Source organism: Paenibacillus sp. FSL H7-0331 (assembly GCF_001956045.1).
In genome coordinates this window covers 233,010-256,313 of record NZ_MRTH01000008.1, presented here as the reverse complement: position 1 = coordinate 256,313, position 23,304 = coordinate 233,010, and the positions used below count along the sequence as shown (strand labels likewise).

General features: G+C 47.1%; 23 protein-coding genes. 4 read left to right on the top strand and 19 right to left on the bottom strand.

Features of this window, described 5'->3' with window-relative positions; all coding sequences use genetic code 11:
- Nucleotides 1-62: 62 nt before the first annotated feature.
- The 17 genes from BK127_RS14545 to BK127_RS43695 all read right to left on the bottom strand — a co-directional run bounded on the left by BK127_RS14545 (nt 63) and on the right by BK127_RS43695 (nt 17,443).
- Nucleotides 63-464 (bottom strand): response regulator, encoded by a 402-nt coding sequence (locus BK127_RS14545; protein ID WP_076231219.1) that lies wholly within the window; start codon nt 462-464, stop codon nt 63-65.
- A 199-nt stretch (nt 465-663) separates the two neighbouring features.
- Nucleotides 664-1,035, bottom strand: a complete 372-nt coding sequence (locus BK127_RS14540; protein ID WP_076231217.1) for a response regulator — start codon at nt 1,033-1,035, stop codon at nt 664-666.
- 237 nt (nt 1,036-1,272) lie between these two features.
- Nucleotides 1,273-2,103, bottom strand: coding sequence for a phosphoenolpyruvate hydrolase family protein (locus BK127_RS14535; protein WP_076231215.1), 831 nt, complete (start codon nt 2,101-2,103; stop codon nt 1,273-1,275).
- Between the two features lie 7 nt (nt 2,104-2,110).
- Nucleotides 2,111-3,331: a Tm-1-like ATP-binding domain-containing protein gene (locus tag BK127_RS14530; RefSeq protein ID WP_076231212.1), complete on the bottom strand. Its 1,221-nt coding sequence runs from the start codon at nt 3,329-3,331 to the stop codon at nt 2,111-2,113.
- Between the two features lie 68 nt (nt 3,332-3,399).
- On the bottom strand, nt 3,400-4,152 hold the full coding sequence (locus tag BK127_RS14525; RefSeq protein WP_076231210.1) for a sugar phosphate isomerase/epimerase family protein: 753 nt from the start codon (nt 4,150-4,152) through the stop codon (nt 3,400-3,402).
- A 118-nt stretch (nt 4,153-4,270) separates the two neighbouring features.
- Complete coding sequence (locus tag BK127_RS14520; protein ID WP_076231207.1) at nt 4,271-4,633, bottom strand: cupin domain-containing protein; 363 nt, start codon at nt 4,631-4,633, stop codon at nt 4,271-4,273.
- Between the two features lie 24 nt (nt 4,634-4,657).
- Entirely contained in the window at nt 4,658-6,172 is a 1,515-nt protein-coding gene (locus tag BK127_RS14515) for an extracellular solute-binding protein (protein WP_076231205.1), read from the bottom strand.
- A 31-nt stretch (nt 6,173-6,203) separates the two neighbouring features.
- Entirely contained in the window at nt 6,204-7,085 is an 882-nt protein-coding gene (locus BK127_RS14510; protein WP_076231203.1) for a carbohydrate ABC transporter permease, read from the bottom strand.
- A gap of 27 nt (nt 7,086-7,112) precedes the next feature.
- Complete coding sequence (locus tag BK127_RS14505) at nt 7,113-8,075, bottom strand: ABC transporter permease (RefSeq protein ID WP_076231201.1); 963 nt, start codon at nt 8,073-8,075, stop codon at nt 7,113-7,115.
- A gap of 55 nt (nt 8,076-8,130) precedes the next feature.
- Nucleotides 8,131-9,126 carry a Gfo/Idh/MocA family protein gene (locus BK127_RS14500; protein ID WP_076231198.1) on the bottom strand — a complete coding sequence of 332 codons (996 nt, stop codon included), beginning with the start codon at nt 9,124-9,126 and terminating at the stop codon, nt 8,131-8,133.
- A gap of 303 nt (nt 9,127-9,429) precedes the next feature.
- A complete protein-coding gene (locus BK127_RS14495) occupies nt 9,430-9,981 on the bottom strand; it encodes a helix-turn-helix domain-containing protein (RefSeq protein ID WP_256711310.1) in 552 nt (183 codons plus the stop codon).
- A 98-nt stretch (nt 9,982-10,079) separates the two neighbouring features.
- The gene (locus BK127_RS14490; RefSeq protein ID WP_076231194.1) at nt 10,080-10,961 is read right to left on the bottom strand and encodes a carbohydrate ABC transporter permease; all 882 of its coding nucleotides are present in this window, start codon (nt 10,959-10,961) and stop codon (nt 10,080-10,082) included.
- 37 nt (nt 10,962-10,998) lie between these two features.
- Nucleotides 10,999-11,946 (bottom strand): ABC transporter permease, encoded by a 948-nt coding sequence (locus BK127_RS14485; RefSeq protein WP_083689308.1) that lies wholly within the window; start codon nt 11,944-11,946, stop codon nt 10,999-11,001.
- Nucleotides 11,947-11,955: 9 nt separating this feature from the next.
- The gene (locus tag BK127_RS14480; RefSeq protein ID WP_076231192.1) at nt 11,956-13,041 is read right to left on the bottom strand and encodes a mandelate racemase/muconate lactonizing enzyme family protein; all 1,086 of its coding nucleotides are present in this window, start codon (nt 13,039-13,041) and stop codon (nt 11,956-11,958) included.
- Nucleotides 13,042-13,067: 26 nt separating this feature from the next.
- On the bottom strand, nt 13,068-15,398 hold the full coding sequence (locus tag BK127_RS14475; protein ID WP_083689307.1) for a helix-turn-helix domain-containing protein: 2,331 nt from the start codon (nt 15,396-15,398) through the stop codon (nt 13,068-13,070).
- 104 nt (nt 15,399-15,502) lie between these two features.
- On the bottom strand, nt 15,503-17,038 hold the full coding sequence (locus BK127_RS14470) for an extracellular solute-binding protein (protein WP_179097485.1): 1,536 nt from the start codon (nt 17,036-17,038) through the stop codon (nt 15,503-15,505).
- Nucleotides 17,039-17,299: 261 nt separating this feature from the next.
- The gene (locus tag BK127_RS43695; protein ID WP_179097484.1) at nt 17,300-17,443 is read right to left on the bottom strand and encodes a hypothetical protein; all 144 of its coding nucleotides are present in this window, start codon (nt 17,441-17,443) and stop codon (nt 17,300-17,302) included.
- Nucleotides 17,444-17,919: 476 nt separating this feature from the next.
- Here BK127_RS43695 and BK127_RS14465 point away from each other — a divergent pair, with 476 nt between their 5' ends.
- Complete coding sequence (locus tag BK127_RS14465) at nt 17,920-19,641, top strand: proline--tRNA ligase (protein ID WP_076231184.1); 1,722 nt, start codon at nt 17,920-17,922, stop codon at nt 19,639-19,641.
- Here BK127_RS14465 and BK127_RS14460 read toward each other — a convergent pair.
- Nucleotides 19,634-20,374 (bottom strand): hypothetical protein, encoded by a 741-nt coding sequence (locus BK127_RS14460; protein ID WP_076231182.1) that lies wholly within the window; start codon nt 20,372-20,374, stop codon nt 19,634-19,636. The genes BK127_RS14465 and BK127_RS14460 overlap by 8 nt on opposite strands.
- 151 nt (nt 20,375-20,525) lie before the next feature.
- On the opposite strand from BK127_RS14460, the gene BK127_RS14455 reads away from it, so the two are divergent.
- From BK127_RS14455 to BK127_RS14445, 3 genes are all read left to right on the top strand, one after another.
- On the top strand, nt 20,526-21,473 hold the full coding sequence (locus BK127_RS14455) for a glycoside hydrolase family protein (RefSeq protein WP_076231179.1): 948 nt from the start codon (nt 20,526-20,528) through the stop codon (nt 21,471-21,473).
- Between the two features lie 76 nt (nt 21,474-21,549).
- Nucleotides 21,550-22,038, top strand: a complete 489-nt coding sequence (locus tag BK127_RS14450; protein ID WP_076231176.1) for an 8-oxo-dGTP diphosphatase — start codon at nt 21,550-21,552, stop codon at nt 22,036-22,038.
- 129 nt (nt 22,039-22,167) lie between these two features.
- Nucleotides 22,168-22,554: a hypothetical protein gene (locus tag BK127_RS14445; protein WP_076231173.1), complete on the top strand. Its 387-nt coding sequence runs from the start codon at nt 22,168-22,170 to the stop codon at nt 22,552-22,554.
- Between the two features lie 218 nt (nt 22,555-22,772).
- Here the strand turns inward: BK127_RS14445 and BK127_RS14440 are convergent, their stop codons facing one another.
- Entirely contained in the window at nt 22,773-23,303 is a 531-nt protein-coding gene (locus BK127_RS14440; RefSeq protein ID WP_076231170.1) for a TlpA family protein disulfide reductase, read from the bottom strand.
- Nucleotide 23,304 lies beyond the last annotated feature (1 nt).

Genomic DNA, 23,304 nt, shown 5'->3' with positions numbered 1-23,304 from the left:
GTACATATACTTTTTTTCCAAAAAAATTGTTCATAAATGTTCATAACATCAAAAAACCTCCATCACCGGAAGCGGCGACGAAGGTCTTCAAAGGATAGCGATGATTCATCCAGCACTTTATTAACAGCATCAATGATTTCTTTCTTTTCAAAAGGCTTTACAATATAATCCTTGGCGCCTGAACTGATCGCGTCCACGATCAAGGCATTTTGCCCCATGGCGGAGCACATAATAATTTTGGCTAATGGATCGAGCTTACGAATTTGTCGGACAGCCCCGATCCCATCGAGTTCGGGCATCGTCACATCCATCGTGACCAGATCAGGCTTGTATTTCATATATGTATGAACGGCTTCCCTACCGTTCGTAGCTTCAGCAATTACTTCATGTCCAGCCTCAACCAGCAGCAACTTTAGCATCATCCTCATAAAAGCAGCGTCATCAACGACCATGACCTTTGCCATTATACGCCTCCAATTTTTATCTTATTGATTTATATCCTTAGTATAACAGGTAATTATTAGGTAACTTTCAGGAAACGATCTTCTTTCTATTAATATTCCAAACGCTTTTTTAATGTTTATGTTGAAACAACGAAAAACCTCCTATTGTCTAAATACAATAGGAGGCGGATCTTCATGCAGTGGATAATCGTGACAATCCTCAGCTTACAGGACCACCCAGTACTTTATTGACGGACTCGATGACACGATCCTTCTGGAAAGGCTTGACGACAAAATCCTTCGCGCCCGCGGTGATCGCTTCTACAACCATAGCCTTTTGTCCCATCGCGGAGCACATAATGATTTTGGCTGCTGCATCGAGCTTGCGTATTTCCCTCACCGCCTCGACCCCATCCATCTCGGGCATCGTAATGTCCATCGTTATGATATCCGGTTTTATTTTCATATAAGCTTGCACGGCTTCCAGGCCATTGGCCGCTTCTCCCACAACTTCATGACCGCCCTCAACCAGCATTGTTTTCAGCATCATTCTCATAAAAGCCGCATCGTCTACTACCATCACTCTTGCCATGCTGTAACGCCCCATCTCCATATGTTCCTACTTGATAATGTTACTATAGCAAATCGGAGTTAGAGGAGTTTTAGACACTTGTTGTACGCAGGTTAAATTCCATAACAGTTTGTTAACAATTTGAGATTTTACCTGATGGCACTTAGCATGCTAAAAAAGAACAGCCAGCCTATACCGCAGCCTCATTCGGACTCACGGCGTGCTAACTGCTCATCAATTGAAAGACAAGAAGCCTATTCATTTATTCCTCAGGCTTTTAAACTTCCTCACCTGCTCGGTAATCGCAATCTCCGTAGGCAGCCGTTCCACGCTGGACGCGCCGAAGAAGCCGGCAATCCCTTGTGTTTGACCAAGTACATAATCAACATCCTCCGGCTCGGAAATCGGTCCACCGTGGCAGATGACGATAATATCTGGATTTACACTTTTCCCGGCATCATAAATACGCTGCACCAGGTCGGCCGATTCATCTAGCGTCAATGCCGTTTTGGCTCCGATACTTCCTTTGGTCGTCAGGCCTACGTGAGCAACAAGTACATCTGCCCCAGCCTTAGCCATTAGTATGGCATCCTCTTCATTGAACACATAGGGAGTCGTAAACAGGTCGAGATTATGTGCTTTGCGGATCATCTCCACTTCCAAATTATAGCCCATACCGGTTTCCTCCAGATTTTGTCTGAAGACGCCATCAATCAAGCCGACTGTTGGGAAATTCTGCACACCGGAGAAGCCCATATCCTTCAGCTGTTGGAGATACACGTCCATCAAACGAAACGGATCGGTACCGCATACACCCGCCAGCACCGGAGTATCCTTAACGATAGGAAGTACCTCACTCGCCATGTCCACAACGATCTGATTTGCATCACCGTAAGGCATCAAGCCCGCAAGGGAGCCTCGCCCAGCCATCCGATAGCGGCCTGAATTATATATAATAATCATATCGACGCCGCCCTCTTCAGCACATTTCGCCGATAGCCCGGTTCCCGCTCCTGCTCCTACAATAAAATGCCCCTGCTCCAATTGCCCCCGCAGTCGGCTTAATATGTCTACTCTGGAAATTGCCATCTCTGCTTTACCCTTCCTTCTTCTGTGTTAAGAGCTCCAGTAAATAGCCAGCAATCGACTCTGCTACCACTGTATCGTTGATATGCGTCTCCAATTCGACCAACCGAATATCCGACCGCAAATGCTGCTTCATACCCTCGTACAAGGCTTGACGCTCTTCTGTTCCTGCAAAAGGTTTGTCATCCATATCAAGCAGTGAGACCCCCTTCTTCGGGAACACAACGATAGTCGGGCCGGTGGCGGTACTCAGCTTGAGAGCCAGTCTGCGACCTAATTCCCGATTCTCATCAACCGTTGTACGCATCAGCGTGGTTGTCGGGTTATGCTGATAAAAGGTGCGTTCTTTGAACTGTATCGGAACCGTATCCGGAGCACCAAAGTTAACCATATCAAGTGCTCCTACCGAGACCACCTGTGGAATACCTGCCGCACCCGCTGCCTCCAGACGGTTCGGTCCGGCGCTGAATACACCCCCTACCAATTCATCAGCAAGCTCGGTGGTCGTAATATCGGCAACACCCTTGATGTAACCTGCCTTGATTAATTCCTCCATAGCCAAGCCGCCTGTACCGGTTGCATGAAAGACAAGCAGATCATAGCCCTGCTCCTCCAAAATTTCACGAACGCGGGTAGCGCAAGGAGTTGTGACACCGAACATCGTTATGCCCAATGTTACTTTATCATCCTCGACTTCGTCCTCCATGTTCAGCACCATACCTGCCAAAGCATGAGCGGCATTACTCAATATTCGCCGGGACAATCGATTCAAACCGGCAATATCGACAACCGAATACATCATCGTAATGTCCTTAACACCGACGTAAGGCCGTGTATTTCCGGATGCTACCGTCGATACGAGCAGCTTCGGAATGCCTATCGCCAGTGCCTGCAGCGCAGAAGCGGCTACGGTTGTACCGGCTGTGCCCCCCATTCCGAACACACCGGCAACTATCCCCTGCTGCTCCAATCCGATCATGATCTCGGCAGCACCACGGGTCATCACCGCAATGGCCGTTCCCCGATCATTCAGCTTCCTCAATTGCTCAATGCTGGAACCGCCTGCCCTTGCCACTTCATCTGCTGTTATATCCGGGGTGAACAGTGGATCCCCCAATACACCGGTATCGATGACAAACGTTGTTACACCGCACGCCCCCAACTGATCTCTGACAAACTGAAACTCTAAACCTTTCGTATCCAAAGCCCCGAGCACAACCACCTTTTTCATCGCATGCATCCGCTCCTTTAGCTCATAACCTGCAGGAAAGCTTCATGTATTGCCAGCAAATTGAGAGATTATAACAATCCGTTGTGCAAGTACGTATAACAATCCTTCATGCCTTGAAGAATATCGCCGCCGCTTTCCTCATCAGCCGAGATCCATCCGGTATAGCCAATATCCCGAATACTGGCAAAGATCGGACCAAAATCAATAGCCCCTTGACCCAGCACCCTCCACTCTCCCTGCTCATAATCCTTCATATGGAAGTTATCAATCACATGACCAAAGCTGCGAATAACCTCAGCGACATCATCAATACCGGACTTAACCAAATGGGCCGTATCAATCGTAAGCCCTACCGAGCCTTCCTTGATTTGGTTAAAGAAAATGTCAAAATCATCGCGGTACATGACCGGATTATTATGATGATGATGCAGCGACAGCTTAACCCCTTGCTGCTGCGCTTCGAGGCCCAGGTCCGATAACACGTCTGCATACTGGCGAATGTCAGCAGCCGTCACATCAGCTCTTGGAATACCATGACAATAAACAATTAATTCCGTACCAATCGCTGAAGCAAATTGAATCGTGCTTTGCAGCTTCTCGATACTGCTCGCATCCAGATTACCGCCTGCAATCAGAGCCGAGCCGATACCCGGCAAATGTCCAAATGCTTCTTTAAATCGGTTCGGTTCATTCAGATAAGGCAAATATTGCACTGCTTTTAATTGAAGTCCGTCATAGCCAACAGCACCAAATTGTTGAAAAAGCTGTTCCTGCTCCTCAACGGTTGCCGTCAGTCTTGAAAAAGCCAGCTTATTGCTCATCTCGATTACTCCCTTGTCACTATATATTCGTGAACGTATTTAATCATGTCGAGAACATCCCTCCAAGCAGGTATAACCGGGAGAAGTCGTTCATTCCCCTGGCTATGCTGCCTATCCTTTATTCGCCGATCGTCTGACGGTCCGGGGCTGAGTAAGCAATGATCATCCGGCAAGGCTCCCAGCTTGTTGTTGTTGCATTATGCGGCACATTGCGCGGAATCCGCAGCATCATACCCGGCTCCAGATGGTAGGTTTCGTCGCCTAAAGTATGGTCACATTCCCCGGATAAAATAAAGATGACTTCCTCGCAATTCGGGTGTACATGCCTTGGATTCGCCTGGCCTGCGTTAATATAGACCATTCCGAATGTCATTTCACTAGCTGGATCAATATCCTGCCCGCACAGCCATTGAATTTTGCCCCAGTTCTCGTTTAAAATGCGTGTTGCTTCCTGCTTTCTCAAGTCAGTAATGGTAGCCATACACTCTCAGTCTCCTTTATATGTTTACTTAGCTGCTAATCGCTCTTTATATGCGGTGTTCATCTCCTGAATAATCTTCTGGTAGTTGGCATCTGCCTTCAGATCGGCAACCAATTTGTCCCATGCGTCAATACCGACCTTGCCCATCGTAACCTGGGTTTTCATATCGTTGATTTTCTTGGTGTAATCGGCACCTAATTTATTGTTGGTTTCGGATACCAGCCCGATCACAGGTATAGGTGTGCTGATTTTGGCTTTGGCATCAATGATTTTTTTGTTCTTTTCAAAAATTTCCTTCGGCATGCCCGGGGCAAAAGCATACATATACGGATCATGTTTCATAAAGAGCTTGCCAAACGATCCGGTACCCAGGTTGTCTTTAACCGCTTGCTCGTTGGTTATAAAGAAACCGTCTTCTTTCTTGTAATGGACACCTTCAATACCATATTGCGACAGGGTGCTGCCTTCCTCCGAAGCGCCGTAATCGAGCAGGGCCAGGATTTTACGCATCTTCGCTTCCGGAACGCTCTTCGGAATCGCTGTTACGCCAATAAATCCGCTGTTTTGCTGCTGGAACGGTCCTGTCCCTGGGCCGGATAAGGAAACGATCGGCTCCCAATTTACCTTCGGATCGCGCTTCCACTGATCATAGGTCCAGCGCCACATCGCTTCAATGGTTTCAGTCGTAACTCCTACTTTACCGCTTGACGCCATATCAACCCAGTCATCGTTCTTCATCACCGAGTAATCCGGTGGAATTAACTGCTCATCGAACAGCTTTTTCTTATACAACAAAGATTCACGCATTGCAGGTTCGAGCGTAATATCGATAAGCCCGCCATCCTTAACCTTCCATTTGTTTGCAGCGCCAGTATAAATGAATTCGATTTGATCGTTGGTACGCATCGTATAACCGTAAGTGCCTTTTTTCCCATCGGGTTCCTTTTCCTTAAAAACTTTCATGACCTGATACAATTCATCGAGCGTTGTTGGCATTTTCAACCCCAGCTTATCGAGCCAATCCTTGCGAATAAAAAAGGTAGTTCCACCTTCAAGTGGACGAACAATCGGAACGACGTAGTTTTTACCGTTAATCTTCGAATTTTCCCACATGCTTTTGGGTGAATCCATCAAGTTTTTGTAATCTTTTAAATAGGGGGTAAGATCCCAGAAAGCACCTTGCTTAACCATCGTTAGAAACTGTGGAACGGTCGTATCCGGCAGTTTAATCGCATCCGGAAGGTCTCCCGAGGCCAGAAGTACATTTAATTTATCATTGAAAACCGTATCCGAAACCCAGGTAATATTCAGCTTGGTATTCGTTCTTTTTTCAAATTCCTTGGTGACCGGATTATCCGGCGATGGCGGCTGGGCAATGGAAAAGTTACTGAAAATATTCAGGGTAACCGGTGCTTCCTTCTTGCCTTCCTCTCCCTTTGGTGCTGTCGCTGCCGGATTGCTGCCGGAGCAAGCTGCAGTTAAGACGGCAACAACCGACAACATCGCGATCAGTGCATGTTTCCTTGAGCGTTTTTTCATAGCCGAACCCCCCATTAAAATGAAACTGCGATCAACCTTTAACTGAACCGAGCATAACTCCTTTGGCAAAATGCTTTTGCAGAAACGGATATACAGCCAAAATCGGGACTGTCGCAATGACGACTGCCGCCATCTTGATCGTTTGCTTCGGAAGCTGATTCTCTGACACCATCTCGGCTGCCGATGCCCCGCCTGTAGAGGTTTCTGAATCGATCAGCATCGTTCTGAGCACCACCTGCAAGGGCACCTTCGTATAATCATTAATAAACAGAATAGCGTTAAAGAAGGTGTTCCAGTAGCCTACCGAATAGAACAAGCCGAAGGCAGCCAAGGCCGGGGCCGACAACGGAAGCACAATACGAAAGAACGTGCCGATATCGTTGCAGCCATCGATCATAGCCGCATCCTCAAGCTCAACCGGGATGCTGTCAAAAAAGCTTTTCATCAGAATGGCATTCCATCCGCTGATAAGTACAGGAATAATAAGCGACCATACGCTGTTGATCATCCCCAAGTCACGAACGACGATATAATTGGGAATAATACCGGGATTGAACAAGATCGTGAGTAATATCATCAGCATCAGGATACGTCTGCCTCTGAGTCGCTTGCGGGATATACCGAACGCCATGGCTGAGGTGAAGATCAGACTTAATCCGGTGCCGACCGTTGCCAGAAAGGTACTGACTAACGTGGCATTTTTAAACGTATCCGTATCTAATAAATACCGGTAAGAACCGAGCGACCAGCTCTGCGGGAACAAGACGAAGCCGCTTTTCTGAAGATATTCATAAGGATCGGTAAAGGAAATAATGAACACATAATATAAGGGGAAAACCGTAATAATTCCGATTACGACCAATGCAACCGCATTCACAATGTTAAATATACGTCCTCCGAAGCTTCCCTTCATTGTCCTGACCACCTTTGTCGCTTGTACTTAATAGACGCCATCCTCGCCAATTTTCTTGGCCAGCCTGTTGGCCACGATAACGAGAACAAGACCTACCAAGGATTTGAACAAGCCTACCGCTGTACTGTAGCTGAATTGTCCACTTTGGATACCATTCCGGTACACATACGTTTCAAAAACATCTGCATATTGGGCGACAGCACCATTACTCATCAGAAATACTTGCTCGAACCCAACATCCATAATATGCCCAAGCCTCAGTATGAGCAGGACCAGAACAACACTCCGGATTCCAGGCAGCGTTACATGCCAAGCCTGCAGCCATCGATTGGCCCCGTCTATTTTGGCTGCTTCGTATAATTGCGGGTCAACGGCTGTAATCGCCGCCAAAATGATAATCGTACCCCAACCGGTTTCTTTCCAGATGTTTTGCAGCACGAGCATTCCCCAGAAGGTATCGGTATTCGTCAAAAAATCATACTTGGGCAGTCCAATTGAGCTCATCATCATATTGACAATACCCGAAGATTGGGACAAAAGTAAAAACGAGATCCCCACGATAATGACCCATGACAGAAAATGTGGAAGGTAAACAATCGATTGAATGACACTTTTGAAAAATTTGTTATTTACTTCGTTCAGCAATAATGATAAGACAATAGGCAGTGGGAAGAAAAACACCAGGTTTAAAAAACTGATGACCATCGTATTACGGAACAGCAGTATAAAATCGGGATTAGAAAAAAAACGAATAAAGTGCTCCAGCCCAACCCAATCGCTATTCCAAACGCCTGCGTATGGGGAATACTCTTGAAAGGCAATCACGATTCCCCACATCGGAAAGTACTTAAATATGATAAAAAAGATAACGCCGGGTAAAATCAACATATACAAATATTTATCACGCCGGATATCGGACACAAGTGGCCGCCGCACTTTTTTCTTCTCTCTGGTGATGGACGATTGCATCGCAGATGATTGTGTTTCCATATTCACTACCTTCCACTTCCATCATTATGGTCAAAATATCGGACAGGCTGCACGCTTACACCAGAATCCCGTGCTTTAATTGAACGATGCGCTGCTCATCGGCCGATACATAGGCTGCGTCCAAGATGGAAATCGTTTTGAGATTGTCCTTCGAGCTGTTAGGCGCTTCAACGCCCGTTTCCAGTGAGGTCAGCAGGTGATTCAAGCCCTCGTAGGTAGCGACTTCTCTGGAGAGATTATTTTCCCAGGTCTCGGCAGGCGTCTTCTCGCCTTTACGATAAAGATCGGCACGGTTATAGCCGGTTACGATCGTTCCGGTCTCACCAATTACGATCATCTCGGTTCTGTTAAAGGTGGAGGAGAAGCTTTGTACATACGTAGCCACGACGTTGTTCTCAAACACAACTTGAACGGTTGCATCGGTCTCACCTGCACATTGAATGGCGGAGGAGGAACGATTCTGGCATACGACCGATACGGCATCGCAGCCCAATATTTGCCGAAACCCGTCAAACCAATGAATCCCCATCACAGACATTGCATTGCGTTCACATTCCTGACGCCAGCCCACGTCCTGTCTAAAGAAAATATTGGTGAACACAATAGAAGTGATTTGACCAATTACACCGTCCGCCACCTTATTCTTGACGAGCTCAAATGGATAATGGCGTCTGAAGTTCTGGTTGATCGATATCGGTACGCCCTTCTGTCTCGCTTGTTCGGTAATCTCGGTCGCTTCCTCCAACGTATCGGAGAACGGCTTTTCAACAAATACAGGAAGACCAGCCTCAATCAACGGCAGTACAATTTGCTTCCGGATGGAGGTAGGTGTACACACGACTGCCACGTCGATACCGCTATTTTGTATAAAATCGTGCAGATCGGTAAAGCGTTGAGGCACTCCATATTTATCCGCTTTGGCATGCAAGGCTTCGGGATTCGGATCGCATAAGGCTACGATCTCAATTCGCTCGGGATGTTCCTTATACCCTACAAAATGCAATTCCGTGACGCCGCCAGCACCCACAATACCTACTTTGTACTTTTTCATCGTCCCACTCCACCTCTTGAAATTATTGGTTGACCCAGCACACTGATTCGACAACGAGTTGCACGACTAGTTCATTTTCAACAAAGTTTATTGTAGATTAACTAAGTTGTATTTAATTCAACTGTGTTGAACAAGATTTATTTTACACTATCACTATGAATAATGCAATCGCTTTCTTTTAAGAAAATGACAAATAGTTATTTGTCGCCTTGTCCATAATCCTTGAGATGGAAATCATCGATAACACGACAAAAAGGCCTGGGTTTGTGCCGCAGGCTCTTGATTGGATAATTGGATAAGCTTCTACGATGGTACGTCAGGTAGTCCACTGTTCGCTTTGGACTGTGTGAATATGCCTATATACTTCACTTCATCTGTGATGGGGCACAGCATATGTTTCTCAACCGAATCGAAGTACAAACTGTCGCCAGGCTTTAACGTATACTCGACATTGCCAACCTTGTAGCGCATTTCGCCTTCCAGAATAAAGATAAATTCCTCGCCATTATGGCTGTACACATTTTTACTGTCGTGCTCGTCCTTACGTGAAACAAAAAGAAAAGGCTGCATCAGCTTTTCACCACGTTCAACAGCGAAGGCAAAAAAGGAGTAGCCCTTCTCTGTCTTGACAAGCTTTGATTCGCTCGTTTCCAATGTTGTATAAATCGTACCGGACTGCACTTGATCATCAAGTAAAAAAGAAACCTTGGTTCCCAGAGCATCGGCTATTTTGATTAAAGTGGCAATAGGAGGAACCGTTTTCCCGTTTTCAATCTTCGACAAGAGACTTTTGGAAAAGCCGCATATGTTGGCAATCTCGGTCAAATTGCGGTTCTGCTCTTTTCGGATTTTCATAATTTTGTTCCCAAGATCCATATGTTCATTCTCCTGTCCTCAAGGTAAACCATGTTTATCATAGCTAAACCTTGTGGAACAAGTCAAGTGTTACATGGTTATCCTTTAACCGATCCGAGCATGACACCCTTGGCAAAATGCTTCTGCAAAAACGGGTATACGATGAGAATCGGCACAATGGCGAGTACAATCGAGGCCATTCGTATCGTCTCCTGAGGAATGACCCGATCGTCTCCACCCCCGCCAGCTGCGCCTACCCCATTCGAATCCGAATCGATAACAAGTGATTTGACCAGCACCTGAAGTGTCCATTTCTTGGCATCGGTCAAATAGATCAACGCATTAAAATACGTATTCCAGTACGACACCGCGAAAAACAACGTAAAGGCAGCGATGGCCGGCATGGACAAAGGAATAACAATCCGCCAAAATACACCGATATCGGAGCATCCGTCGATATGGGCTGCATCCTCAAGCTCCGGAGGCAGCGATTCGAGGAAGCTTTTGATAACGATCAGGCTCCATGCGTTGGTTAAACCTGACAGGATTAGCGACCAATAGGAGTTCAACAGCCCAAGCTCCTTGATCAGCAGGTAATTAGGCAAAATGCCAGCATTGAATACCAGTGTAAAAATAACCGCGCTAAGCATAAACCGCCGTCCAGGAACAACTTTCTTGGTCAGCACATAGGCAAACGTGAACGAAATGATGACACTCAGCACCGTTCCGATGCCCGTTACGAATACCGTGCTTTTTAAAGCGTTGATAAAGCTGTTGGTCGACAAAATATACTTGTACGCCGACAATGACCACTTTTCCGGTAATAAATAAAATTGCAGCGGCACATAGACCTCGGGGTCTGTGAAGGATACGCTGAACACATAAATAAACGGAAAGATGCAGGCCAATGAAATCACGCCCAGCAGCGAGTAATTTATATAGTCAAAAAGCGTCAATTTTTTAGTCGCTACGAAACTCACGGGGTGTACCTCCTTTATTGTGCGTGTTAAACAACCTCTAGTAGATGCCCTCTTGTCCCATTTTCTTGACAACATAGTTGGACAGCATAACGAGAACCAAGCCCACAACGCCCTTGAACATGCCTACGGTCACACCTACGCTGATTTTTCCTCCGAGAATTCCGATGGTGTAAGCATACGTATCAAACACCTGGGACACCGAAGTAACCAGCGGGTTGTTCATGAGCAGCAGCTGTTCAAATCCGACATCCGCCATATGGCCGAGCCGCAAAATCAATAAAATAATAATGGTCGGACGAATCGCCGGCAGGGTGACATGCCAGATTTGCTTGAAGCGTGACGCCCCATCTATAACTGCGGCCTCGTACTGCTGAGGATCAACGCCAGCCATCGCCGCCAAAAAGATGATCGTTCCCCAGCCGACCTCCTTCCACATGCTTTGCAGGGTAATCAGTCCCCAATAGTAGTTCGGGGTCGATAAAAAGGATACCGTCTCCAAACCCATACTGGATATCATCTTGTTGACAATCCCCACATCTGTGGAGAGCATGAAAAAGGTCATACTCGCTACAACGACCCAGGACAGAAAATGCGGCAAATAAACGATCGATTGATTAATGCGCTTAAATACCTCATGTCGGACCTCATTAAGCATCAATGCCAACAAAATAGGCACGGGGAACATAAATATAATGCCAAAAATATTAATCGCAAACGTATTTCGCAGCATGATATAAAACGTTTGACTGGCAAACATTTCTGTAAAATTGGTCAAGCCGATCCATGAGCTGCCCCATAGCCCTTTATACGGGTTGTATTCCTTAAAGGCGATCAACAAGCCCCACAGGGGCGCGAATTTAAACAAAATAAAGTACAGGATTCCCGGCATTGCCAGTACATACATCCATTTTTGCTGTACCATCGTTGACCACAAACTACGCCGTGATTGTTGTTTGGTTTGCTTCTTAATAACAGCCGTTTGCATAAAGTCACCTCATTCGCTGATCTGATATTCCGCATTAGCGAGCCAATCCGGTCGAATCGTCACACCCCAGCCTGCTCCTTCAGGAACCTGCACTTTGCCATCACGTACTTCCAAGGGCTCCATAAAAAGGTTGTTCGTCCATGCATCCTGCTCGATCGTATATTCCATATGTGTCCCCGCATTCGGAATAGCCGCGACCATATGAAGGGTAAATATCATAAGCATCGACAGGTTGGCAGCATGTGGTGTGCAGGTCATCCCCACGGCCTCGGCCATTTTGGCTACCTCCAGCGCACGGCTGAAGCCGCCCACATAGCATATATCCGGCTGGACGATATCAACCGCACGCATGTTGATCATGCGCCTGAACTGTGCCAGATCGGTATCCTGCTCACCACCAGTGACGGGGATATCGAGAGCGTCTGCTACCTGCTTGGTCCATTCCAGCTCCGTGTACGAACAAGGCTCTTCAAAATGACATACGCCATATTGCGCCAGCATACGTCCGGTTTCAATCGCTTTGCGCGGCGTAAAGCCGCTGTTGGCATCGACATACAGTGGCGTCTTATCGCCAATGGCTTTTCTAACCGCCTTCACCACCTGCTCCGAACGACCCGGATAGACATCCACGTCATTACCGAAATTGCTGGCGATGCGGATTTTGAAAGCACCGTACCCATACGTATCCTGAAGGCGCTTGATCCGTTCGGCCTCGTCTTCCGGGGAAATGTCGCGCTTCATGCTAGAACCGTAAACCTCTACTTGACGCGGTTTTCCGCCCACCAGCTCACATACGCTTTTCCCTAATCGTTTCCCCTTCAAATCCCATAATGCCGTATCCAGCCCGCCGACCGCCCTGCATATATAAGAGCCTGGAAATTTGTGCTCTTCCCTGATGCAGGAAACAGACAAAGCCTCGATCGCGTCACAGTCGGCTCCGAGCGCATGAGGGGCAATCTGCTGATGCAGCACGAGCGCTGATATATTGGCATGGTAGGGGGCAATTTGTCCATATCCCTGCAAGCCATCCTCGGATGTAACACGAACAAAGGATAAGTTTCGGGTCGTAAAGGTTTCTATACTTTTAATCTTCATCACTTGGCCTCCATCTTGATTCGAATCTATCGGTGGTTTGATCTGTAGCCACCTGGCGTGATCTGGACATGCCGCTGAAAAATCCGGATAAAGTTGCGTTCCGAATATCCAATCGCTGTGGCAATCTCGCCGAGTCCCTGATCGGTATCCCTTAAAAGCCGTTTGGCTTCATCGATTTTGCTTTCCACAACATATTCCAGAAAGTTTTTGCCCATGCTTTTCTTGAACAGTCGACTCAGGTAGGAAGGACTCACACCGACAATTTCCGCACACTGTACCAGTGACAAATCATTCCCGCAGTTTTCACTAATATAGGTGCAAATTGTTTGAATAATCGACTCACCGGCTGACTCCCGATCGTTCCGCGTCAACCATAGGTACAGTGGAAACAGTGTATCCTCAAACCATTCACAAATTTCCTGAGAGGTCTGTTTGTCACCCAGCTGTCCAAACAAATTGTGCTCCATGACGTCTACGGCATTGGCACCCTGCTTTTCCAAAGAGACGATCAATGAAGAGAGCAGTACATGGTAGCTTTGATAAATAAATACATAGGATTGGGAGCTTTGCAGAATCTCCGTAAATCGTTTGAAATTTTGAGTAGCGAATGGAATATCCTCCTGTTCGAGTGCAGCCACTACCGCTGCCTCCTGCTCACGAGGGTATTTAATCAAGGCCTGCTTCTTCACAAGCTCCACATCTTCAATAAATAAAATCGTTTCCGAGTCCCGGAATATCCGATATTGCAGTGCAGTTTCTGCTTCCTTGTAGGACACCGGAACGTCAGCCACATGCGCATACAATCGTCCAATACCGACGGTCACCTCAAACGATAAATAGTTGTGGAAGGCTGCGGAGATGGCAGCGGCATATTCTCTAGTGAGATCCAGCATCGCTTGCTGCACCATATCGGGCTTGAATTGCAGAATTGCCGCCCCTCTCCCCTGGTAAGGAATCACATAGCCTTGCAGCGTATGACTGCGCAGTATCTCCTGCATCACATTCGCCAAGGAAAAGGCCACGATCCCTTTTTCCTCAGGTAAAAACCGCTTCTCTTTGTATATGTTTTCGGCTTCAACAATCAGCACGAGATTCGTCGAGGTCACTTCAATCCCATACGTTGTGCAATCCTGAATCAGCGTTTCATTTCTCGTATAATCGCCGCTCAATAGTTGAAAAAGAAATTTTTCCCGTAAAGAAGGCTCCATTTTGTCCATATAGGCACCAAGCTTTTTCGTTTCCTTGCTCAAATAATCCAGAGATTCCTTAATGATATCCAGCTCATTTTCCTTATCCTGAATTCCGTCTACACGGAGCGAACGGCTTTGATTAATCAATTGCTCTATAGGGTTATAAGCCCGTTTGGAGGTGAAGTAAGTCAGCAGGACCCCAACCCCCACAAAGAGCACAAGAATGAGCACCATGATCCTGCGAATCCAGTCCAATTGATCCGTAATCGCTTGCTCCGGTATGACGGAAACATAGGTTCTGGCAAACACGTTTTTCACATAACTGTACTGCGCCGGCTTACCGTCAATACCTTCGGCCACAAACCGACCGGAGTTTTTGTCTGAGGCTTGAATCATTTGTATACCCTTTAAACTGCCGGTCTGCTGCAACAGCTCAGCATCGGATTTCCTGTCCAAACCAAAGGGATCGTGCAATTTGACGATGATCAGCTCTTGGGCACTGGTCACAATGACCGTATCGGTCTCTAAAAACTTGCTGAGCGCCGACGTCTCGATCTCAAAGCCGAGTAATCCCTCGGGTCCACCGTTCCCAATTAATGGAAGTAATCTGGCAAAGGTAATATATCCTTCCCTTTTGCTGAGCGGGGACCATTGAGTCAAATACTTGCTTGCCAGCAATCGGTCGATATCTTCCTTATATTTATACTCTTCCTTCGGAATGGGGCCATATTCGTTAGACAGAATCACGCTGCCCGGGCTGTTATATAAAAAAATTTCATTAATAAAGCTGTTCGAGTTTTTAACCAACGCAATTTTTTTCAAGATTTCGATATTCCTGATGGTACTATCACTGGATGAGCCTGTGTAGGCTTCCTGTAACATGGGATCCTTGGCTAGCTGGAGCGAATCCTGCTCGATTTCTTGTAACACCCTTTCAGCACGATCCTTCAGAATGGTCAAGGACGAATCACTTTCAGTCTGAATAAAGGTCTCCATCCGATTCATCGAAAGCTGATAATAGACCGTGCTTGCCAAAATCACCGGAACACATACGGATATGCAGCCGAGCCAGATCAGCTTGTATAAATATTTATTGGGGTTAGTCAGTCGCTCGATTCCCAGGTATTTCAAAAATAACTTGCTCCAGTTCGCCATAAGTCCTCCCATTTCTAGAGCTCAACATCTTAAGTATGAGCTGTGCGCTGGCTTTAATGATAGGGAGTGAAGCACAATACATCAAGTGCCAGCAGAAGATTCCCATAGATGCTGTTCTAGCTGCCGATCTTTTCCTTGTATTCCTTGGCAAATTCCTGATACGCCTTCTTGAACTCCGCGCTGTTGTTCAGCTTGTCGACATAGGCTTTATACTCGTCCATGGAGATTTGTCCGACGATAGCTTTCACGACCATCGATTGCCATTCGCTATTGTATTTCGGCCAGATCGATATCCACGTATTGGAATTGATAATCGAGAAGAAATCAATTTTGCCGACCTTGCTGTACGATTCTACAGATGCTGATTTGGCGTCGTTGTACACTTTCGGGGCCGCCGGATTAATAACTTTCATCTTGTTGTTGTAAGCAAGCGGGAAGATTGCGCCTGTCCCGTTAGCCGTTACCTGCTTCTTACCAAGATCGGTCAGCTGCTGCTGGCCCTCGACCATCGTATAATGTACGCCCTCAATACCATAGTAGTTATAGTCCGTTTGCTCCATCGTTGTTGTTCTCTCGAAGAAATCGAGAATTTGCTTCACTTTCTCTTCAGGCACTTTTTTGGAAATATAGAAGGCACCGGAGAAAGGTACGGATAACTGAACACTGACCCCTCCAGGACCTTTCATAGGTGGCAATGAAATGACTTCCCCTTCCGGCTGTACTTTCTTGATCCCCTGCTCAAAGGTGAAGTCCCGCCAAACATTCCGGGCATATGAAGCCGCGCGTCCGGTCGTGTACATTTCTTCTGCCTGCGTTTGCTTGATAGCCGAGAAATCCTTAGCCAAAATGCCATCTGTATACAATTGACGGAAGTAGGCGACCATATCCGTATAATTCGAAGTTAAATTTTTATTAATCAGACCGCCTTCCTTGTCGTACACCGGGTCCAGACCGCCAAAGGCAGACAGGAAGCTGCCGTCACCGTCAGCAAGCAAAAACCCTTGCCCAATGAGACCGATTGTGTCCTTTTTCCCGTTGCCGTCAGGATCGCCGTTGACTATCGTTTTTAATGCGGCGGTGTATTCATCCAATGTAGTTGGCACTGGCAATTTGAATTTATCAAGCCAGTCCTTACGCATTTTTAAGCTGATGTCGATTTGCGGACGATTTCTCGGCACACCATAAATGCCGCCTTCGGACTTCATATAGTTCCATACTTCCTTGTAGCTGTTATTCTTCAAATTTGGATACTTGCTGAAGTCCCCAAGAAATGGTGCCAAATCCCAGAATGCACCTTGCTTAACTGCGTTTTGCAAGGTCGGACGTGTAATGTTGCCCGCTACAAGAACCTCCGGAATGTTACCGGAAGCAAGCACCAGATCGAACTTGGTATCATAGTCACCGGAAGGAATCCATTCTACCTCCAACTGAGATTTGCTTTCCTTTTGAAATTTGGACCAGTACTCATCATTCATGTTTGGAACATCGGCGTACGATGGGACCATGAATTGAACCTTAAGATCAGTAGGAGCCTTAGGTTCGCTTCCTGCTGCTTGTGGTTGTGGATTGTCGCCGCCGCACCCTGCGATCACACCTAAAGAAAGTGCCATTAGCAGGGACGAGCTGACTGCTTTACAAGATAAAACCTTCATGTTCATAAACCTCCCTATATCTGCTCAATATCTTTTCGTGACGATCCCGATTGCCAAGCCAATTCGGCTCATATGGGTCGTTTGCAGCTTAATTGTAGTGCGATCTTCGACTGCATGTAAGTGACAGTTTTTGAACTGGCTTTCAAAAAACACTGCAACATCAAGTATTGTCACCCAATGATGAATAATTTTGGGCTGAACTGTAACCGGACAGACTATTAGCAAAATATTCTGAAAATTTAATAAGATTCTAAGCTTAGCTTAAGCTTTCTCTTCGGCAGGCGGCGTATAATGAAGCACATACCAACAAATGGAGGGATCGCCATGAGTCACGTTAAACATTTTCTGATTGGTTTTTTCTATAGCTTTATTGCCATTGCTGCCCTGCCCGTTCTGCTTATTCAAAGCTTGCTGGAGTTATAAAATCAGCTGCATCCTGACATCATTTTCTATCATTATTGCCATAAAGGAGCCGTCATTTCCGTAGCTGCTGCTGCTGATGTGACGGCTTCTTCTCAGCTGTATATAGATGACTCAAGTGGAGGCACCCAAACCCATCCATTATCGCTAAATGGCTGCTATTGCTAAATGCGTTCGTGTACGGTAAATTGATAGTATATTCATTAAGCTACAGGCTTTAACCAAGGACATACGGTTAACGGTATGATTGCTCAGAGAGGGTGCACTCGGCTGCAAGGCGCCCCAATCATCGTTCAACCCTCCCACCTTGCAGCCGCGATGGGGAAATCCGTCGCCGGGGAAACCCGTTATTCCGTTTAAGGACTGCCGTTGTCAAACGGTGGTTAACTATAGGGTGGTACCACGAAACCGCATTCGTCCCTAACGAATGCGGTTATTTGATTTGGAGAAGGAGCTTGATCATGAGACAACGACACGCATTAATTCCTACACTACGGGAAACCCCATCTGATGCAGAGGCCGCCAGTCACCAATTGCTGCTGCGGGCAGGATTTATTCGCCAACTGGCCGCCGGCATCTATACCTACCTGCCTTTAGGTCGAAAGGTTCTGCGCAAGCTCGAAGCTATTGTCCGGGAAGAAATGGATTATACCCAAGCCCAGGAAATCTTAATGCCTGCTATGCAGCCTGCAGAGCTATGGCATGAATCAGGACGACACTCGGTGTATGGACCCGAGTTGATCCGTTTTCAAGACCGCAATTCCCGAGAGTTCACCCTTGGACCGACTCACGAGGAAGTTGTCACCTCGCTGATTCGCGATGAAATCAATTCCTATCGCAAACTTCCTGTGATTGTGTATCAAATTCAGAGTAAATTCCGGGATGAACGGCGTCCACGGTTCGGACTGCTGCGCGGAAGGGAATTTGTGATGAAGGATGCCTACTCGTTTGATACAAGCTGGGAAGGTGTCGATCAAGCTTATCAAGCTATGTACAGCGCCTACCACCGCATATTTGATCGGTGTGGTCTGAAATTCCGTGCAGTTGAAGCGGATGCCGGAGCCATCGGCGGCGAGGGCGGCACCCACGAATTTGTGGCATTAACAGATATTGGCGAAGACACGATCGTAACTTGTGAGAGCTGTGGGTATGCCGCTAATCTGGAGCGAGCCGAATCTCGGATGCCTGCTAATGGTTTAGATCCTTTAAATCGTTTGGATCTCTTGGACATCGAAAAGATCGCAACTCCCCATATGAAGACAATTGACCAGCTTGTACATTTTCTGAACGTGTCGGCTGATCAACTGATCAAAACCTTGATTTATATAGCCGATGGTCAACCAGTAGCTGTTTGTGTCCGCGGCGATCATGATGTTAATGAAACGAAGCTCAAAAACTACCTGAATGCCGATAGCCTTGAGCTTGCTGACGCCGATACGATTGCCCGCGCCACCGGGGCGCCCTCTGGATATATTGGTCCCGTGCAGCTGTCCATTGCCCTATATGTGGACCAGGAAGCTGCTCGCATGGACTCGGCGATTACCGGAGCCAATCTCACAGGCTTCCATCTACGTCATGTACGGCCAGGGCGGGATTTCACTCTGGAGCATACAGCGGATCTGCGCAACGTAGAGGAAGGTGACCTCTGTATACATTGCGAGAGCTCCTTAAAGCTGACTCGCGGCATTGAGATTGGCCATATTTTCAAGCTTGGTACCAAATACAGCGAACCGCTGAAAGCAAGCTTCGTTGATGCTGAAGGTAAGGATCAGCCCATGCTGATGGGCTGCTATGGAATCGGTATCTCACGGCTGCTGTCAGCTGTGGTGGAGCAGTCTCATGATGCGTTTGGTATCGTATGGCCGTTCTCCATCGCTCCCTTTCATGTCCATATCGTGCCCGTTTCGGTGCAGGATACGACCCAGATGCAGCTGGCCGAGAGCCTGTATGCGCAGCTCGGCCAGCTTGGTGCCGACGTACTGCTGGATGACCGCGAGGAAAGACCTGGCGTCAAGCTTAAGGATGCCGACCTGATTGGCATTCCCATACGTATCGTTGTTGGCAAAAAGGCTGGCGAAGGATTGATCGAATGGAAGGAACGTGGCGAGGCAGAAGTGCTTGTACTCACCAGCGAGGAAGCCATTGAGCTGATTACTCTCAAACTACGCGGTGCAGTTAACTAAAGAACTGGATAACCCGCTTTTTCAATAAAGGCAAGTTTGTCTTCAATTGTTGAAGCCGATGTCCGTTTGCTCCAGATGGGTGAGGAAAACCGGACAAGCAGCTCTGACGCTTAATAACTCCTTGTGAGACGAGGAGATTCAAAGCATCCTCCACCATTTTCCCCAACGGTATGATGAGTGGATTTGCGAGTTGTTTCAGTTCATTGTTCAGGGTGCTGCACATATAAGCCGATAAAAATTGTGATTTTACCAGCTGTGGATTGTGCCCTGTATAATTAAGTCCGTGTGAAAAAACAGGATATTTAATAACCGACGACGTATGAAGCCATTCATCCTGATCTTCAAATAATCGCGAGCAGGATGAAAGCCCAAGAGCTGTGTCCAGTTCAATTTGATCGAGCATGCTGCACAGGTTTTTCCTCATCGTACCGGCAAATCTCGCAGCTTGTTTAGACCTGTAGGCGATTTGTTCGAGCGACAGCCCTGCATCCACATCCTGTTTGGCTTGTCTGAATGCCAGCTCCATTTGTGTCCAGCCCGGAGTAATGCCAAGTATGACCAGCTTCGCAGCTTGATTGATATACTCGTTATGAGGAGCATAATACATCTCCAGCCCACCTTCCCTGTGAAGAAGAAAATCGGGAATAAGCAGATCCTGCTTCGTTAAAGGCTTATCAGCAGGCAGCCGCTGGATTGCATCTATATAATGGCGAAGCTGATTCCAGTCCTGCATATAAACACCATCCCGGTAAAAGGTAACTTTCTTTTCACGTTATCAAAGGTTTAGTATATCAAATATTCCGATAGATACCACGATTCATCGCAAGAAAATCAGAGTTACTGAAAGAACAGTTCATTTCCATAAAACGGAGGCGAAATCGGCTATGACAATAAATGAATTTGCTCCCAAGGCACCTTTATTCAGAGATCCAATCTATGATGGCGCGGCTGATCCGGTCGTAATTTGGAACCGTCAAGCTGCCGAATGGTGGATGATTTATACGAACCGCAGAGCTACAGCCAGAGGCCTTGGAGTCCAGTGGGTGCATGGGACCGATCTGGGGGTGGCTTCCTCTGCAGATGGCGGACAAAACTGGCTGTATCGGGGAACACTTACCGGACTTGAGCTGGAATGGGGTCGTAATACATTCTGGGCTCCGGAAATCATCTGGCATGAAGATCAATATCATATGTATGTGAGCTATATTCAAGGAATCCCGCAGCAATGGGCAGGCCACTCGCGCCATATCATTCATTATACAAGCCCTGATTTACTGAAGTGGACTTACCAATCCCGCTTACAATTAAGCTCGGAGCGTGTGATCGATGCCTGTGTGCACAAGCTTCCAGACGGCAAGTTTCGGATGTGGTATAAGGATGAAGACCATCATTCGCACACCTATGCTGCGGATAGTGATGATTTGTACAATTGGACGGTAGTCGGACCTGTGATTACAGGTCGCGGTCATGAAGGACCTAACGTATTTATCCTTGGCGGCAGCTATTGGTTGCTAGTCGATGAATGGCGCGGACAAGGCGTGTACCAATCAGAGAATGGTATAGACTGGGTGAACCAGGGGCTTATCCTTGACCAGCCTGGACAGCGTGAGGATGATCAGGCAATTGGCCTTCATGCCGATGTCGTGGTCCAGGGCGAGCATGCCTTTATCTTTTATTTTACTCATCCGGAACGCAAGCCCGGTCAGCCTGAACGTACCTATCAGGATCGCCGGACCTCGATTCAGGTCGCGAAGCTTACGGTTAACGATGGCAGGCTGATTTGCGACCGGAATGCACCTTTTGATTTTCGCATGATGGCCCCTGAATCCTGAAGAAAGATTACTTATTATCCGGAGGCCGGTGCTACTTGCACCTTGAGCTTCTATACAATGGAGATGAAACGATCCGATGAGCAACATAGAACCACTGCCCTATACTTATGGAATGTACACGATGTGCCTCGTTCAGGACGGAGACCGTGTATTGCTGGTAAATCGCCCAAGCGAAAAAGGATTTCCAGGTTATATCGGTCCTGGCGGCAAAATCGATTTTCCGGAAAGTCCTACTGATGGAGCTATTCGCGAGGTGCTCGAGGAAACCGGATTAACCGTTACGAAGCTGGTCTATAAAGGAATGGCTGAGCATGTCGAGCCGCAAACCAATTACCGTTACATGGTATTCAACTATGTGGCTACGGCTTATGAGGGTACCCTGCTGCACAACCCGCCCGAAGGCGAGCTCCTCTGGGTCCCGATCAGCGAGGCTTTGAATCTCCCGATGCAGCCGTGGTTCAAGGAGCGATTTCCTTTGTTCTTCGAAGAAGGAACCTTTGAAATCCATGCTGTATGGGACGGAGAAAGCAAGCAGACACTGGAGAAAACGATCAAGAAGCTGTAGACGTTCTGAGCCTGATCCTCTCCATATCGGCCATTTATTGAAAGTTAGTAAAACTGTCAGTACCCATCTATCAATTTAAATCATAGAGTATAGTGCACTTAAATCTACTTATGAAAGGAGTGCATTCATATGTCTGACAGAGTGACTCTATCAACCGGTGTGCTTACCAGAGAGCCTGGAACTATTACTGCCGTCATCAATCTTGCAAATGTGGACAAGGACGATTCACACCGTATTACTGTCGAAGTACTGGATTGGTCCTCCTATTCCGATCCTGTACTACTTCCAGTGCTTATCGGCGATAACGTTCCAGTAGTATTTCCCTATCGCCTGGCAGGCAATAATTTGGCTGTGATGTATGCTGATCTGGATGAAACTGTCGATCTCTACGAAATCCGGATTATATCTCACAAACACAAAAAAATTATTGCCAACTGTTTTGGAAGAAGTCTTCCTCCTTATACCAGTCAGCAAGGAAATACCGTACTTCAAAGCCAGCTCATCAAAATTAATTAACCACCGGTACAAAATGCTGCCTCTTAACCTTGACCTTGAGATGACAGCAGCCGCCCAGCATAGTTTATGCTGGGCTATTTTTTTGGAAATGGATTAGCTGTTGTTGGAATGGAATCCAGTCCCCCTGTGGACCGCAGGCTCCGCATAATGCAGCAAGCCCCGTAATAAAGCCAACTGGATCGTTAGCTGCACTACGGGGCGAGCACTTTTACAATCATTTATTTACTGAGCTCAATAATTCTTTTTTCCAAATACTTCGGCTCAATGACATGGAGTACTTCCAACACGGTTCCGTCCTTGTCAATCAGATAGTTCGTCGGAATCGCCTTATATTGGTAGGCGTCCATGCTTCTTCCCTGATAATCCAGCAGCACCGGAAATTTAAAATCAAATTCCTTGACCATATCCCGGGCATTGGCAATCTCATCCTGTACGGTGACATTCACTGCGTACACATCAAAGCGATCCTTATATTGGTTATACAAGCGTGTTAAATCGGGAGCCTCATCACGGCAGGGCGTGCACCAGGAAGCCCAGAAATTCAACAGCAAGGGCTTATCCCGCTTGCCCCCCACCTTATAAGTCTGTCCGTCAAAAGCAGGAAGCTCCAGCGCCGGAGCAGCCAGACCGGGTTGAGGACCGACTCCCTCCGGCACAGCAGCCTTATTCTGTTGGGTTTGGACTGCCTGAAACACAGCAAATCCGGCCATAATCAGGATAACGCCCATAATGATCCAGTTACGCTTCATA